Source organism: Candidatus Riesia pediculischaeffi (genome assembly GCF_002073895.1).
GTDB classification, from domain to species: Bacteria; Pseudomonadota; Gammaproteobacteria; order Enterobacterales; family Enterobacteriaceae; genus Riesia; species Riesia pediculischaeffi.
In genome coordinates this window covers 435,948-452,904 of the sequence record NZ_CP012839.1, presented here as the reverse complement: position 1 = coordinate 452,904, position 16,957 = coordinate 435,948, and the positions used below count along the sequence as shown (strand labels likewise).

15 protein-coding genes are annotated in these 16,957 nt (G+C 30.3%); 5 read left to right on the top strand and 10 right to left on the bottom strand.

Annotated features, from left to right (window positions below; all coding sequences use genetic code 11):
* Nucleotides 1-294: 294 nt before the first annotated feature.
* Entirely contained in the window at nt 295-501 is a 207-nt protein-coding gene (locus tag AOQ87_RS02125) for a hypothetical protein (protein WP_185751041.1), read from the bottom strand.
* Nucleotides 502-747: 246 nt separating this feature from the next.
* On the opposite strand from AOQ87_RS02125, the gene gap reads away from it, so the two are divergent.
* Nucleotides 748-1,743, top strand: a complete 996-nt coding sequence (gap, locus tag AOQ87_RS02120) for a type I glyceraldehyde-3-phosphate dehydrogenase (protein ID WP_080626630.1) — start codon at nt 748-750, stop codon at nt 1,741-1,743.
* A 205-nt stretch (nt 1,744-1,948) separates the two neighbouring features.
* Nucleotides 1,949-2,743: an enoyl-ACP reductase FabI gene (locus AOQ87_RS02115; RefSeq protein ID WP_185751040.1), complete on the top strand. Its 795-nt coding sequence runs from the start codon at nt 1,949-1,951 to the stop codon at nt 2,741-2,743.
* A gap of 54 nt (nt 2,744-2,797) precedes the next feature.
* Here the strand turns inward: AOQ87_RS02115 and tyrS are convergent, their stop codons facing one another.
* Both tyrS and grxD read right to left on the bottom strand, forming a co-directional pair.
* On the bottom strand, nt 2,798-4,123 hold the full coding sequence (gene tyrS / locus AOQ87_RS02110; protein WP_080626629.1) for a tyrosine--tRNA ligase: 1,326 nt from the start codon (nt 4,121-4,123) through the stop codon (nt 2,798-2,800).
* Nucleotides 4,124-4,537: 414 nt separating this feature from the next.
* Nucleotides 4,538-4,840, bottom strand: coding sequence for a Grx4 family monothiol glutaredoxin (gene grxD, locus AOQ87_RS02105; RefSeq protein WP_039719753.1), 303 nt, complete (start codon nt 4,838-4,840; stop codon nt 4,538-4,540).
* Between the two features lie 375 nt (nt 4,841-5,215).
* Between grxD and pykF the strand changes: the two genes are divergently transcribed.
* Nucleotides 5,216-6,646: a pyruvate kinase PykF gene (gene pykF / locus AOQ87_RS02100; protein WP_080626628.1), complete on the top strand. Its 1,431-nt coding sequence runs from the start codon at nt 5,216-5,218 to the stop codon at nt 6,644-6,646.
* A gap of 176 nt (nt 6,647-6,822) precedes the next feature.
* Nucleotides 6,823-7,053, top strand: a complete 231-nt coding sequence (locus AOQ87_RS02095; protein WP_042524703.1) for an LPP leucine zipper domain-containing protein — start codon at nt 6,823-6,825, stop codon at nt 7,051-7,053.
* Nucleotides 7,054-7,129: 76 nt separating this feature from the next.
* On the opposite strand, the gene AOQ87_RS02090 is transcribed toward AOQ87_RS02095, so the two are convergent.
* The 6 genes from AOQ87_RS02090 to sufB are packed head-to-tail and all read right to left on the bottom strand — an operon-like array spanning nt 7,130 to nt 13,405.
* Nucleotides 7,130-8,098: a L,D-transpeptidase family protein gene (locus tag AOQ87_RS02090; RefSeq protein ID WP_236858647.1), complete on the bottom strand. Its 969-nt coding sequence runs from the start codon at nt 8,096-8,098 to the stop codon at nt 7,130-7,132.
* Nucleotides 8,082-8,540 (bottom strand): SufE family protein, encoded by a 459-nt coding sequence (locus AOQ87_RS02085; RefSeq protein WP_039719752.1) that lies wholly within the window; start codon nt 8,538-8,540, stop codon nt 8,082-8,084. Before AOQ87_RS02085 ends, AOQ87_RS02090 begins: the two co-directional genes overlap by 17 nt.
* A gap of 10 nt (nt 8,541-8,550) precedes the next feature.
* Nucleotides 8,551-9,828 carry a SufS family cysteine desulfurase gene (locus AOQ87_RS02080; protein ID WP_039719751.1) on the bottom strand — a complete coding sequence of 426 codons (1,278 nt, stop codon included), beginning with the start codon at nt 9,826-9,828 and terminating at the stop codon, nt 8,551-8,553.
* Entirely contained in the window at nt 9,825-11,138 is a 1,314-nt protein-coding gene (locus AOQ87_RS02075; protein WP_185751039.1) for a SufD family Fe-S cluster assembly protein, read from the bottom strand. Before AOQ87_RS02075 ends, AOQ87_RS02080 begins: the two co-directional genes overlap by 4 nt.
* Nucleotides 11,116-11,871 (bottom strand): Fe-S cluster assembly ATPase SufC, encoded by a 756-nt coding sequence (gene sufC, locus AOQ87_RS02070; protein ID WP_039719850.1) that lies wholly within the window; start codon nt 11,869-11,871, stop codon nt 11,116-11,118. Before sufC ends, AOQ87_RS02075 begins: the two co-directional genes overlap by 23 nt.
* Nucleotides 11,872-11,908: 37 nt before the next feature.
* Entirely contained in the window at nt 11,909-13,405 is a 1,497-nt protein-coding gene (sufB, locus tag AOQ87_RS02065; protein WP_080626626.1) for a Fe-S cluster assembly protein SufB, read from the bottom strand.
* Between the two features lie 1,006 nt (nt 13,406-14,411).
* Here sufB and AOQ87_RS02055 point away from each other — a divergent pair.
* Nucleotides 14,412-15,467, top strand: coding sequence for a 3-deoxy-7-phosphoheptulonate synthase (locus AOQ87_RS02055; RefSeq protein ID WP_080626702.1), 1,056 nt, complete (start codon nt 14,412-14,414; stop codon nt 15,465-15,467).
* A 112-nt stretch (nt 15,468-15,579) separates the two neighbouring features.
* Here the strand turns inward: AOQ87_RS02055 and trhP are convergent, their stop codons facing one another.
* Nucleotides 15,580-16,890, bottom strand: a complete 1,311-nt coding sequence (gene trhP / locus AOQ87_RS02050) for a prephenate-dependent tRNA uridine(34) hydroxylase TrhP (protein ID WP_080626624.1) — start codon at nt 16,888-16,890, stop codon at nt 15,580-15,582.
* Between the last annotated feature and the right edge of the window lie 67 nt (nt 16,891-16,957).

The window sequence follows — 16,957 nt, the reverse complement described above, 5'->3', positions numbered from 1 at the left end:
AGCGGATATCAGAGAGATATTGGACGTTCATCGATTTCAACTATCTCATCTTTCATCAGAAAATTACTGTCAGTTCAGTTAAAATATTCGGATGATGTATCCGAAAGTTAGATCATGATAAAAGCTAAGTTATTGATCTACCACAACATCGAAATTTCTGTGATAGATCCGTTTCTCTCAGAAATTTAGACGTACGAAAAAAATGCGGTAGCATTCGAAATACAACCTTATCTTTCATAGAAATCAATATTTTAAATCAATATGATAGAAGAATTCAGATTCGTTTCATATGACTTATGGAAGGATCAGTTGGATAACTAGATGATATTGATGATACGATAAAATTGTCACAGTTCTTGGACGATAAGATAAACGATCGAAATGATCTATTCCTGTTTGAACGTTCATATATTCTTCAGTTATATGGTAAAGAAAGAAAAATATTTTGATATCGTTGATGTACTGGAAGATCCGAGTAGGATATGTCCCGATAAACAACATGATCTTACACATCCTAAATTGGTTATCTGATACGAAAGTTGAGATGTTGAATACTGATAAGAATCGATTAGGAACCTTAATTCAAAGTTTTTCAGAAATTTTTACATAGAAATCGATAAATGATTTGATTTTTATGAAGTTCGACTATATTATCTAGTTCGACATCGCTTGATCTACTTGAGTGATGTGCAAAAACAGACAGATTAAATATTTTAATGTAAATGATGAACGGAGAAGGTAAAATCGATGACAATCAGAGTAGGAATCAATGGATTTGGTCGAATTGGAAGAGTAATTTTTCGACTTGCTCAAAAAAGGAAAGATATAAAGATAGTTGGAATAAACGATTTGTTAGATACGAAGTACATAGCATATCTTTTAAAGTACGATTCAACACACGGTAATTTTTTGGAGAACATTGAAGTTCAAGGAAATTCGATATTATTGAACGGTAATAAGATTCGCTGCACTTCCGAAAAGAACCCTAAAGATATATCATGGGGAGAAATCGGAGTGGATTGTGTAGCAGAAGCGACTGGTCTTTTTTTAACTGATGAATTATCTCGTCCACACATCTCCTGCGGTGCAAAGAAAGTCGTTCTCACTGGTCCATCTAAAGACGATACACCAATGTTTGTGATGGGTGTAAACCATCATACCTACCAGAATCAAGATATAGTTTCTAACGCTTCCTGTACTACCAACTGTCTTTCTCCGATAGCGAAAATTGTACACGAGAATTTCGGAATACAAAGTGGCATCATGACAACGGTACATGCAGCGACTGCTACCCAAAAGACAGTCGACGGTCCTTCCGTGAAGAACTGGAGAGATGGAAGAGGTTCCATTCAAAACATCATACCTTCTACGACTGGAGCTGCTCAAGCTACCGGAAAAATAATACCTGATTTACAAGGTAAATTAACCGGAATGGCATTTAGAGTACCAATTGCCAACGTTTCTGTAGTGGATTTCACAGTTTCTTTAAAAGTTTCAACTTCTTTTGATAGAATTTGCGAACTCGTCAAAGAAGCTTCCAGAAGCTACTTGAGAGGAATAGTAGGATATACGGATGAAGAGGTCGTTTCAAGTGATTTCAACGGAAATACCCTAGTTTCTATCTTCGATGCGAAGGCGAGTTCGTTGATAAATGGAAATTTTGCTAAACTGATCTCTTGGTACGATAATGAGACCGGATATTCTGAAAAAGTTTTAGATTTAATCAAGTACATTAGTCGATAGATAGGATGAACGATCTTTTGAACTAAGAAACATAAAGTTAGGTTTCGATAAAAGAGTTTTTCGAACAATTATCTCGTTCTTATGAATAAGGTCGTTCATGTTTATTCATGATCTTAAGAAGGCAGGTTTACTAATTGAACAAGAATTTTTATTGATTGTTTAATACAGACACTCTCACCTTTTAAAACTCGAGACGATATCGTATATGTCAATTTTAGAAATAGAAAAAAATAGTCTTATGAAGGGAAGAAGAATGTTAATCACTGGAATATCTGGAAAGCTTTCCATCGCTTATGGAATAGCGAAGATGATGTATAGAAGTGGAGCAGAGCTAGCTTTCAGTTATCAGAATGAGAGAGTTAGATCAAGAGTAGAGAAGATAGCTAGAAGATTCAAATCTGATATCATTTTACCATGTGATGTTTCTTCAGATGAAGACATAAAACTTCTTTTCGATAAACTGAAAAATTTTTGGAAAACATTCGATGGTTTTGTACATTCTATCGCATATGTGGATAGTAATCAGCTTCGTGGAGATTATGTAGATGTAGTAACGAGGAAAGATTTTCAGATATCACATGAGATCAGCTCCTACAGTTTGGTAGCAATGGTGAAGTTTTGTAGGGATATGTTAAATGAACATTCGACCATACTGACTATCACTTACATTGGGTCCATTTTATCCGTTCCTAATTACAATGTGATGGGTCCTTCGAAGGCTTCTTTGGAATCCAACGTAAGGTACATTGCAAGTTCATTATCGAGAAGAAAAATCAGAGTAAACGCTATTTCTTCTGGTCCAATTATGACGATTGCTTCTTCTAGAATAAAAAATTTTCGAAGAATGTACGAACATTTTAAGAAAAATATCTTAACTGATAAGATATCGATAGAAGATATAGGAAAGTGTGCAGTGTTCTTATGTTCGAACATGTCTTCTGGTATTACAGGAGAGGTTATAAATGTCGATGGTGGTTTCCGTTTCACTTGCAGGATATAAAAAATTTAATAATTTTGTTATCGTTTTCCAGCTCCTATAAAAATCTTATGAACCTTATTTCCACACGACCAAAAGAACTTCCTTCTTTCCCTTTTTGATAAGGGAGTATCTTTGAAAGATTGCGTCTTCTTTTGAAATTGAGTAATCTCTATTCCGATGAGGATTACAATTGATTGAGATCGAATTTGTCGAGATCATATCTTTAGCTTGCTTCTTAGATTTTGAGATTCTAGACATCACTAAGATTTCTCGAATGTCATGTTCTCTACGCGAGTCCAATCTCACTGATTGAACTCCTATCTTTAAAATTTTTTGAAAATCTTGTTCTTTAAATCGCAAAATATCCTTGTAGAAGAATATCTTTTTAGATACTTCCTTTGCTGTTTTTGCATTGTCCCCTCCATGAATCATCTCTGTGATTTTATCTGCTAAAAAATATTGGATGATCTTAGAACGACTGGATTTATTTTTTTCATTAATTATTTCTGCATACTTTTTAGACATATGATCAACAGACTGAACATCATACATACTGATTAGTAAAAAATAGAAAAATATCCGAGCATTCTCATCGTCTATGTTGATCCAAAACTGATAAAAATGATATGGACTTGTTTTTTTCGGATCTAACCAGATGTTATTCTTTTTAGATTTACCAAACTTTTTTCCATTTGAATTTGTTATTAATGGAAAAGTTAATCCAAATGTTTTTTTATTACATAACTTTCTTATTAGTTCAATTCCAAAGATGATATTTTTCCATTGATCTGATCCTCCAATTTGGAGAGATACGTGATAATCTAAATGAAGTTTATAAAAGTCGTAAGCTTGCAACAATCCGTAAGAAAACTCTGAAAAAGAAATCCGACGAACGTGATTCTTTATCTTATTTTTTACTAGTTCTCTCTGTATCATGCTGTTGACATTAAAATGTTTCCCGATCTTATCAAAGAAGTCCATTACTTTCATATCCTTTAACCATGTTAAATTATTAACGATAATTAAATCATTCTTTTCGTAATGAAAGTTTAAAAATTTTTCTATCTGTTTTTGAAGTTCATTCGTCCAATCCTCTATTTGAGAAGCTGTGTTTACCGTCCTATAAAAATCTTTAAAACTTGGATCTCCGATAAGACACGTCGCTCCTCCTACTAGAACAATTATTCTATGTCCCATGTTTCGAAATATCCTTAACAATAGTAATGGAACAAGATGTCCAACATGAAGACTATCAGATGTAGGATCAAAACCACAGTAAATCGTAATATTTTCTCGAAAAATAGTTTGTATCAATAGTTCTTCATGAATTAACTGGTCAATTAATTTAAAACTTTTAAGAACTTTGATAAAATCTTTTTTAGAACTCTGCATTTTTATCATTTTAATCAGATATTGATATCATTAATAGAATTTCTGAAGATCGATTATATGCTCTATCACCATTTATATTCTAATTATAGAATGATCTTCTACAGTAAAAAATAAAAATTCAAGATATAAAATTATTTTTATATAAATTCTACAAAAAAAATAACCTTCTACATAAAAATATTCATGTTAATTATCTTAAATAAGATTGAAAATCATTATAAATGGGATAATGATCTATAATCTATGATTAGTATCATATTTGAACGAGATTAAATGGAGATAATGTATATTTCTTAAGAAATCTTGCTGTAGAACACTTCGAAAGTGAGTATAAAATACTAAAATATAGTTTTGCAAAAGTTCTATAATTTTTTTAGAAATATTAAACAAATCTCACTTAATTTTTTTTTTAAATTATACTATCTACTTGAACATATTTTGTAACTTCCCTTCAAAATACAATTCCTTCATAATATCAAATCCTCCAACAAATTTACGGTTAATCCACAACTGTGGAAAGGTTGGCCAGTTAGAATATTCTGGAAGAAATCTACGAATATCGTCATGTTTTAATACATCAATATATGCGAATCGTACTTTACATAAACGTATGATCTGCACAGCTCTCATTGAAAATGTACAACTTGGTCTATCAGGAGAACCTTTCATATATAATAAAAATTTATTTTCTTTAATTTGTTCTTTAATTTTTTTTATTGTTTCCATTGATTTATTTGTAATAAGATAAAATTTTAAAAAGTCTAAAAGAGAATGTTCAAGAAATCAATTGATAGGTATGAAATAAAAAGTTTTAATTTTCGTTCTTTTTTTAACCTTTTTATTTTATTAAATTAGTTGATAAAAATATAGTAACAAAATAAAACAAAAATTTTTAATAAGTTCTTAATCGAGAAAATATATACGATGCTCATTAATTTACTAAAATAGTCAAAATTATTAAAAATGTTTATAAAAATTCATATTATAGATACAATCTTATATTTCAAACAAATTTTAATTTAAATTCTCTATCCCCGTTCAAAAGAAATGAAATTTATTGAAACGATTTTTTCATATTGTAGTTAAAAATCACTTATTGATATGAAGTATAGAAAGTTTATGAAAAAAACAAAGATAATTTGTACGATTGGTCCTAAAACGGAATCTGAATTCATGCTATCTCAGTTAATCGATCATGGAATGGACGCCATTCGACTAAATTTTTCCCATGGAAGTCATCAAGAACATGGTCGAAGAATCGAAAATATTCGAGAAATATGCAATAAGAAGAAAAGACAAATAGCTATTTTGCTAGATACAAAAGGACCTGAAATAAGAACGATGAAATTAAAGAAAAATAAAAATGTTGTTTTAGTAGCCGGACAACATTTCGTATTAACTACGAATTCTTCCATTTTAGGAGATCATAATCATGTAGCTGTCACCTATAAAAACTTACATAATGACTTAAAAAAAGGAGATTCCATTTTAATTGATGATGGATTAATAGAAATGCGAGTTCTATACATTGAAGATGAAAAAATTATTTGTAAAGTGTTGAATAATGGAATATTAGGAGAAAATAAAAGTATTAACTTACCGGGAGTCACGGTTAATCTACCAGCGTTATCCGAACAGGACAGAAAAGATCTAATTTTCGGTTGTCAAAAAGGAGTAGATTTTATCGCAGTTTCGTTTGTCAGAAGAAGATCTGACGTTGAAGAGATACGTAATGTGTTAAAAAATCATGGAGGTAAAAAAATTTCTATCATTGCTAAAATAGAGAATCAAGAAGGATTAAATAATTTTGATGATATACTAGAAATTTCAGATGGAATTATGGTAGCTAGAGGAGATCTTGGAGTAGAAATCCCAGCAGAAGAAGTAATATTTGCTCAAAAAATGATGATTGCTAAGTGTGTTGAATCTTCTAAAATTGTAATTACAGCAACTCAAATGTTAGATTCTATGATAAAAAATCCGAGACCAACAAGAGCAGAAGCTGGAGATGTTGCGAATGCGATCTTAGATGGTACAGATGCTGTTATGTTATCTGGAGAAAGTGCGAATGGAAAATATCCGATTGAATCAGTTAAAATCATGTCGACTATCTGTAAAAGAGCTGATATTGTCATGAATCATATTAATTACAATAAAGTTTATAGAAGAAAAATTACCCTCACCGAAGCAGTTTGTCATAGCGCCGTAGAAATTTCTGAGAATTTAGATTCTAAATTAATTATTGTAGCAACTTTTGGTGGAAAATCAGCGAAATCTATTCGAAAATATTTTCCAAAAGCTCCGATTCTAGCTTTGACAACTCAAAAAGAGACTGTCAATCAACTTCTACTGGTCAAGGGTGTTTTCCCAAAATTAGTCGAACGATTCATTTCAACTGATGATTTTTACATCATAGGAAAAAAGATTGCTATAGAAGAAAAGGTCGGAAAAAAAGGAGATATTATTATAATGGTTTGTGGAGCACTTGTTCCTAGTGGAACGATCAATACTTCTTCTATTCACATTTTGTAATAATTTAATAAATATTTTTATAAGTTGATAAAATCCATTTCAATCGTAAGCGAAAGATGATACAATCTGAATTTGGTGATGTACTTTATTTTGTCGACTTTTGTAATATTCTATAGAAATGTTCTTATAGGAACCAAGATCAAATAAACTTTAATTTGTAAAAGTTGGAGTATAAAATGAAAAATAAATTTATTCCGTATATTATTGCTATGACATTTCTCACACTTTCTGGATGTACGACGAACCAGAATAAAAAAATAAATTCTGAATTACATTCTTTAAAGGATAAAGTTGAGAATATCTCTGAAGAAACTCAATCCTTGCAATCTGATCTTCAAAATACTAAAGAAGAAGCTATTCGAGCAAACCAAAGATTAGATAATCAGGTTCATGGATACAAGAAATAACAATCTTTGTAGAATCTTCTATAATTCGTAAAGTTCGCTTAAATGATAGATTGTGAATTCCTTACTTTTTATCGTATTAAGTATTCTTTTTTAATTTGATTGGTATTCCAAGTTGATCAGAAATTGCTTTTAAGAAGAATATTTTATCTATTTTGTTTTCTTCCAGAAAATCCTTCAATTCTAAGTTTTTTTCGTAGCTCATAGTTGACTCAGCACGTTCGGAAAGAGGTCGGTGTGCTTCAATATAACATTCTCCATCTGATTCTTTAGAATACTTAATTGGTTCATTAATAATTCTTACATTATCCCCAACTTTGACTTTACTAAATAGGTCTTTTATATCTTCTTTTCTCAATCTGATACATCCAGAAGTTACCCTTGAACCAATTCCAAAATTTTCATTAGTTCCATGGATGAGGTACTCTCCATGACCATAAGATAATCTTATTGCGTACATTCCCATAGGGTTGTCCGTACCAGAAGGTACGACCTTCGGTAGGTTTATTCCTTCTTTTGCATATCTTTTACGTATATTGTTTGTTGGAACCCAAGATGGATTCTTTATCATTTGAATAACCTTTGCTTCGAATGTAGGTGTACTAGCTTCTATTTGTCCGATACCGACAGGATACACTGAAACGATCTTTTCTTTCTTTAAGAGATGATACAGTCTTAACTCTGCGAGATTGATCAAAATTTTATCGTCTTTCTTCAATTTTGGAAGTATCATCTGAGATGGAAGTATCACTTCACTTCCAGGTGATGGGAGATACACGTCCAATTCTGGATTCAATTGTAATGTTCCCAACAATCCTACTTGAAAACGACTCATTATATCTTCTAAAGATTGTTTTCCATCAGGAACGATGTACTTCTCTATTTTCCCTATCAATCTTTCATATTGATTAAATTTGTAACTTCTTGCAAATGTAAAATGATCGAGAAGAATACAACAAAAGATAGTAAACACTAAAATCGTTTTACAGAATAGAAGAGGTACTTCTTTACGAACTTTTCGTAACATATCGTTAAATTTTATCTTCACAGATTAACTCATTTTCTCTTGACAGACGCATCAATCTCGAAAAAATGTTTTGAACGATGGAATATAATCCACTGCTTCTAGAGGGAGATATATATCTCTCAATTGATAACTTTTTAAAAAAAGAACTTACATTCGTGTTTAAAATTTCATGAAAAGTCTTTTTGTTAAATAACACGACAAGGATTGCAATTAAACCTCTTACTATCGCTGTATCGCTGTATCCATTGATGTGAACTGTATTGTGATCGATTTTTTCAACAACCATCCATACTTTACTTTGACAACCAAGAACTTCGTTTTCTCGAGTTCTTTGTATTTTAGAAAGTGGTGCTAGCTTCATTCCTAGTTCCATCAAATAGATATATTTTTGTTCTAAATCACAACATCGAAGAAAGTTTTCTAATAATTTTTCTTCTTTTGGTAGAGATTTTGATGAAATCATTTCTTTTAAATTACTTGTTAAGTACTTTTTGAATATGTTTTAATCTTTTTACTAGTAGATCTATTTCTTCTTCTTGATTATAGATGGCAATAGATATCCTACACATCGAAGATACTCCATAAAAGTTCATTAACGGAATAGCACAATGATGACCAGTTCTTATAGATATGGAGTATAGATCTAAAAATTTTCCAATATCATAAGAATGAAACTTTCCGATATTAAAGGAGATGATAGATTTCTTCTTTTTCAAAGGTCCATACAAGCATATGGATCCTATTTCTTTGAGCTTATGGTATGCATATTGAGTTAATTCATTTTCATGATGAAAGATTTCTTTATATCCTATCTCTGAAATATAATTTAAAGCTTCTCCCAATCCTATTATTCCAACGATATTGATCGTTCCAGATTCAAATTTCCAAGGGGATTCTTCATATAAAACGTTTTTTATTTCGTATCCTTTCTCAGCACGATGTACGTTCATTGTCTTCACCATTCCACCACCTCCTTGCCATGGATTTAATTGATTTAATACCTCTTTTTTTCCGTACAGAATTCCGATTCCGGTAGGACCATACACTTTATGACCAGAAAAAACGTAGAAATCACAGTCTATATCGCGAACATCGACTGGATAATGGGAAATATATTGAGCTCCGTCTACTAAAACACGTAAGTTGGAACCTTTTATCTCAGAAACTTTTCTAGCACATTCTATGATTTCACGGATAGGATTAACAGTCCCTAAAACGTTTGACATATGGGTAATGGACAGAAATTTTGTCTTAGAATCGATCATCGTTCTTAAAATTTCCAAATTAATCGTTCCATCTTCTTTAATCGGTAAAATCCTAATCTTAAATCCTATTTTAGAAGATAATATGTACCAAGGAATAATGTTGGAATGATGTTCCATCTGACTAATTATCATGTTATCTCCATAAGAGATGAACTGTTGTGCATAGACATTAGCAATTAAATTGATCCCTTCCGTCGTATTTTTAGTGAATATAATCTCTGATCTATCGGTAGCATTGATGAATTTTGATATTTGATGTCTAACTAGTTCGACTTGCTCAGTGGATTTTTCAGAAAGGACGTGTGTTCCTCTATGTACTGCAGAATAGTAATAATTTAAAAAACGTTCTTCTCTTTCTCTAACTTGCATTGGTTTATGAGAACTGGATGCGTTATCTAAATATATCAACGGGAATCCATTTATCCGTCTTTTTAATATAGGAAACTGTTTTCGAATACAGCTGCGATCTAAGGTAGAAATTTTCATGAAAAATTTTTCAATATCTCTTTACTAATTAATTCTAATATTTTGTTCTTTATAAATTCTGTATGCATATTATCTAATATTTCTTTAAAAAAAGAAATTATGATAATTTCTTTTGATTTGTTCTTAGATATTCCACGAGAACGAAAATAGAAAATCAGCTCTTCATCAATGTTTCCAATCGTCACTTCATGTGAACAATAAGATTCTTTATTATAAATATCTAACTGTGGCAAAGAAGATATTTTTGAATGTTTTCCAAATATGAGATTTTTGTTCACAATCTTTCCAGAAGAAAAGGGAGATTCTGGAGATATATGAATAATATTTTTTAAATCAACAGTACTCTCGTCTAGAGAGATCATATTATAGGTTTGTTCACTCTCTCCAAAAGGTCGAACATGATTTACCGAAGTGTGGTTACTGTTTGTCTCTGAATTTTTTTGAAGAGATGTGTTGTTCAGCACAACTTTGCTCTTACATCCATTTAAATAAATCTTTACTTTATTTTGAGAATCTTTTGAACCTAAGGAGACATCGTTATATTGTAATAAACTGTTTCTTTTTAAGAAAGATCCGTAATACGAGTAATGTAAATTATGATCATTTTCTAAATTTATCTTGTTATATAGAAGACTACTATTTTTTTCGATCTTGCATGTAAACAGTCGCGTTGTAAAATATGAAAAATGATCTATTGAAATGAAAATTTCAACTATTTTAATCTTACTTCCTTGGGAAACTTTTAAAAAATACCTACAATAATTTAAGTTCAAAATGTTATTCTTTTTAGATCCAGAAGCTATATTAAATATGTACAAAGTTTTTTTAGGAAAGCTGTTCTTATGAGATTTAATATATATTATTTTTTTCGAAATTAGCTGCATTAAATAAGAAAACGCGTCTTCAACATCTACTACTCCTGAGATATGACTAGAGAGATCATCCGTATATGGAACAGATTTTATCTGATAAGGACTATCTCGATAATTGCTTAAATTCGGTACTATCGATCCGTTTAAGATAAATAACGTCCAATGATGTCTTAAAGAATTTTTAAAAAACGATTCAACCGTCTGAAGCGATTTTATGATATTTTTTTCGCTTGGTTTCTCAATAAAATATTTCTTCTCTAAGATTTTTTTTAAAAAATCTAAATTCATATCTCCTTTAAAAAGAAAAGATAAATCCTTTTCCATTAAGAAACGAAAACTGATCACGTTATTTTTTTCATAAAGTGAACTAAGGATTTTTTCTTTTATTTTTTCTAAATATAGAATTTCTTTTATTTTAAATTCCTTTTCTTTTTTCATAAATCCAACCGTATCCATTTTCTTCTATTTTTTTAGATAGAGAATATGTTCCAGATTTTACAATAGTTCCATGATGAAGAACGTGAACAAAATCTGGTTTAATGTAGTTGATCAAACTTTGATGATGTGTAATCAAAATAAGAGATTTTTCTTTATTCATCATCGATCTAATAGATTCAGATACCAACTTTAAAGAATCTATATCAAGCCCAGAATCAGTTTCATCTAATATACAAAGTTCTGGATCTAGAACCAACATTTGTAAAATATCATTCCTCTTTTTCTCACCTCCAGAAAATCCTACATTAACGTAACGATTTAACATATGTTCAGAGATACCTAAAAGATCAGCTTTTTCTTTTAAAATTTTTTGAAACTCTATAGTGTCTAAAGGGTGTTGATTCCTATTTTTTCTAATTTCGTTGAGAGATGTTTTGAGAAATAGGTCGTTCCTGACTCCAGGTATTTCTATAGGATTTTGAAATGCTAAAAAAATCCCTTCTTTTGCTCTTTCTTCCGGAGAAGTGTACGTCAAGTTTCTATTTTTAAAAAATATCTTTCCTTTCGATATGAAATAGTTTTTTTTACCCGCTATAGTAAATGCGAGAGTACTCTTCCCAGATCCATTTGGACCCATGATAACATGTATCTCCCCGTAGAAAACTTTTAAATTAAAATCTTTAAGGATTATTTTTTTATCAACTTCTACATTTAAATCTTGAATATTCAACATAATTTCATTTGAACGTATTAATCGTCGTGTACACATTTCAACCATTCTTTAAATTTCTTCTCAAGAGATCTTGTACTTCTGCTGAAAATTCTAATGGAAATTTAGAAAAAATATCTCTGCAAAAACCATTTATAATTATAGAAATAGCATCTTCTCGGTTGATTCCTCTTTGTAAAAAATAAAATATCTGTTCTTCGCTGATTTTAGACGTGGTAGCTTCATGTGCTAATTGAGATGTATTATTTTCAACAACAATCGATGGAAGCGTGTGTGAACTGCTTTCATTGCCGACCAATAAGGAATCGCATTGAGTATAGTTTCGAGAAAAAGATGAATTTTTAGAGATTTTTACTAATCCACGATAGGTGTTGATACTTTCATCAGACGCAATCCCTTTAGAGATGATTATAGAACTTGTGTTTTTTCCAATGTGAATCATCTTAGTTCCAGTATCCGCTTGTTGATTTCCATTAGTAGTGGATATAGAATAAAATTCTCCCACAGAGTTATCTCCTTTTAAAATCACGCTAGGATATTTCCAAGTGATAGCCGACCCAATCTCAGATTGTATCCAAGACATATTGGAATAACTTCCAATACAGGCAGCCCTTTTCGTCACAAAATTTAAGATACCATTTTGTTTATCCTTCTCTCCAGGAAACCAGTTCTGAATAGTTGAATATTTTACTTTAGCCTTTTCATGTACAACGACCTCGACCACCGCAGCGTGTAGCTGATATCTTTTTCTGATCGGTGCTGAACAACCTTCTAGATAACTCAGTTCGCTTCCTTCGTCTGCAATCAGTATTGTGCGTTCAAATTGACCTGTATCTTTTTCATTGATCCTGAAGTAAGTGGATAATTCTATAGGACATCTGGTGTATTTTGGTACATATATAAAGGTTCCATCGGAAGCTACCGCGGAGTTTAAAGATGCAAAAAAATTATCATCGTTTGGAACGACACTTCCTAAATATTTTTTAACCAATTCTGGATATTGATGAATCGCTTGATTAAAAGAACAGAAGATGATTCCAATTTTTTCTAAATCTTTTTTATAAGTTGTAAAAACTGAGACTGAATCAAAAACTGCATCTACGGCAACATTGCTATCTTTTTCGATGGGCACACCAAGTTTCTTAAAAGTATTTTCCACCTCTTTTCTAACAATATGACCATCGTTATTAACTGAAACATCTTTAATAGAAAAATCTTTTTGTGAATTTTTTGAATCGATCTTATTTTGTTTTAGAAATGGAGAAGAATAATAGATATAGTTCTGATAGTTAATCCTAGGATAATATCCGTTCAACCAATGAGGTTCTTCCATATCTAGCCACTTTTTATAGGATTGCAATCTAAAATTTAACATCCATCTTGGTTCGTTTCTTCTTTCAGAGATCTGATAGATAGTTTCTTCGCTGATTCCTATATTAGTTTTATCTGAAGTAACTGGTGTAGAAAAACCGTATTTATATAATTCCTTAAAACTTGATTTATTTATTTTTGAAAGATTTTTTATTTTTTTATACATCTTCAATATTTTCTAAATAAAAACAAAACTTTCTCCGCACTTGCAGGATCGAACAATCTTTGGATGTTCAAATGTAAACCTTCTATTTAATCCTTCTTTGATATAGTCAATCTTTATCCCATCAATGAATTGGATAAACTTATGAATAACGAAAATATTTATATTATCTCTACTAAAAACTAGATAAGAAAGATCGTTTTTGTATATTTTACTTATATTATAGGAAGATCCTAAACATCCAGATTTCAAGAAATTTAAAAAAAATCCACGAATCTTTCGATCGATCTTCTTCTAAGATATGATTTATTTTGTTGAATGCATTTTTTGTGATGTTAATTATCCATTTGTTATTACTATGTCCTATCTGGATCAATCTAAGAGATTCATTGCTCATACTAACTATAATCCAAAATTTATAATAATTGAATGAAAAATCGGAATCAATTGTTTATTGTATATTATTTTCATCAAAAATACTTCATTAATAATCGATATTATCTAATAAAAATATAAAGCAATCATTTGATGTTAAAAAGATAAAATTTCTAAACGTTTATCATGCGATAGGATAAAGTAATAGTGAACTGTTGTGTAAAACGTTCGATAACTGATTATCACGATTTTATGAAATGATATGATCTTTACATCGTGTTTTGTTCTATAAAGTTTGCGTCATTGAATGAAATTTCTATGTAAATAACAGAGTCCAACAAAGATTCTATGAAATAAAAACAAAATAGTTGGAGAATCTTTTAAAAGATATGATAGATTGATGTTCAACGTAGATATTTGAAATCTTGTGATTAGAGATAGTTAAATATATTCTTAGTGTGTCATCAAGAAGATATTTTTATAATTGAAATAATATTCTTGAATTAAAGAAGTTATCAATATCTTTAACATATTTACAACCATGAACTTAAATTCTGAACATATGGATTAGAACTATGTATAGAGATCAGTTTATTTATATTGATTAATAGCTTATTGTCATAAAGGGATGAGAATGTATATAAAAAATGAATTAAAAATTAAATTATTGGATGATCTAATTACACCCAACCAATTAATCAATGAATTTCCTATATCTGAAGATATCATAAAGCATGTGATAAATTCTAGAAAAAAAATAGAATCTATATTATCCGGAGAAGATAAAAGATTATTAGTGATAATTGGACCTTGTTCAGTTCATGATCATTACGCGGTCTTCGAATATGCAAAAATGCTTTCTAAATTGCACATCCGTTATAAAGATTATTTACAAATAGTTATGAGAGCATATTTTGAGAAACCAAGAACTATTTCCGGATGGAAAGGATCAATACTAGATCCTGATATTAATAATTCATATCAGGTTAACAAGGGATTGAAAATCGCTAGAGAGCTTTTGATCAACATCAACAAGTTAGGACTTCCAATTGCAACAGAATTCTTAGATACGATGATCTTTCGATATATATCAGATTTAGTTAGTTGGGGTTCTATCGGTGCAAGAACTGTAGAGAGTCCGATACATAGACAAATGGTTTCTGCGTTGCCGTTTCCAGTAGGTTTTAAAAATGGAACAAATGGGAATATTAATGTTGCAATCAACGCAATTCTATCATCAAGGATGAGAAATGTCATCCTAACTCAAGATCAAAATGGGAAAATAAAAATCTATCGAACGTTTGGAAACAAATGTAGTCATATCGTGATGAGAGGAGGAAAAAAACCAAATTATGGAAAAAAATTTATAGATATAGCATACTATCAGTTAAAAAAATCACAACTTCCAAGAAAATTATTGATTGATTTAAGTCATGGAAACTGTCAAAAAAAATATTATCGACAAATCGATATAGCAAAAAAAATATTCGAACAATCACGAGGTAGAAAGAGTTGTGTTTTTGGAATCATGGCTGAAAGTTTCTTAGTTGAAGGATCTCAAGACATAAGGAATAAAAAGTTTCTGAGATATGGACAATCGATCACTGATCCATGTTTAAGCTGGAAAGATACGAGAAAATTGTTAGATTTTCTCATGAAAGTCGCTAAAATCAGGATCAATAGCATTTAAAATTCCACATTTGAAAAGAATGTACACCTTAACTTCTCTAAATATTTATACACATAACTAATAGAGTAGATTTTCTTCAAGTGTACAAACAAATGTTGATATGAAAGAGTTTTTATTTATTACGTACATTTAAGATGAGCATAGCAAACTTTAGGTCAATTGAATCTATCTTTGGAACTGAAATATACACAATCTTATTGTTATCTGTAGAATCAATCATTTTATTTTGTTCATTAAACATTTTTTTCAAAGTGAATTGAATATTTTTTTTTGAATTCATCAACTCAAGATGATCTCCTATGAGAAATCTGTTTTTTACTAATACTTCGGCGAACTCATATTCTAGCTTCCCTGTGAACTCTCCTACAAATTTTTGAGTGATAGAAAGAGAATGGCTTCTCTCATAATTCTGGTGAAACATATGCGATAAATCTCTTTTAAAAAATCCTTCCGTATACCCTCTATTAGAGAGATTATTTATATTATCAATTAATAACTGATCAACCTCTCTTCCGGAACAAATATTATCTATCGCTTTTCTATAAATTTGAGCTGTTCTCGCACAATAAAACACAGATTTCGATCTTCCTTCTATTTTAAAGGAGGATACACCTGATTTGATCAAATCTTTGATGCTTCCAATACCACATAGATCTTTAGAGTTCATGATGTATGATCCGTGTCTATCTTCGATGATCGAAAGACTTCTAGAATATGTTCGTCCTACATTTTCATCTAAATTCGTTTCTTCCAATTCATAAGAACTACGAAAATTGTCTAATACAAGTTTTTCTTGATTTATAGAATATGCTTTTCTACAAGAATGATCACAGACACCTTGATTAGAATCTTTTCTATTTAAATATGAAGAAATTAGACAACGTCCAGAATATGCAATACAAAGAGATCCATGAATAAACACTTCTAGTTCTATTTTTGGGTTCTTTTTATGAATCTCAAATATTTCGTGAATGGATAGTTCTCTTGACAGAATAATGCGTTTGATTCCAATCTTTTCCCAAAATTTCACAGATAAAAAGTTTGTCGTGTTAGCTTGTACCGAGAGGTGTATGTTAACTTTTGGAAAATTTTCTTTAATTAAAAGAATTATCCCTGGATCAGACACGATTAATGCATCTGGATCTAAACTAATAATCGAATCCATATCCTTTATAAAAGTCTTTATCTTATTATTATGTGGAATTATATTTGCTACAACATAAAATCTTTTATTTAATCTATGTGCTTCTTGTATACATTGACCTAACTTATTGATGTTTAATTCATTATTTCGCACTCTTAAACTATATCTTGGAATCCCCCCATAAACAGCATCTGCTCCATAGTGAAAAGCATATCGCATGCACTTCACTGATCTAATCGGAGATAAAAGCTCTAATTTTTCAGAACGCGGTATTTTCATCTATCTATCTTGCGTAATTTTTTATAAAAAAGATATTTGTAAGATAAGAAACAACTGTAACATGTCT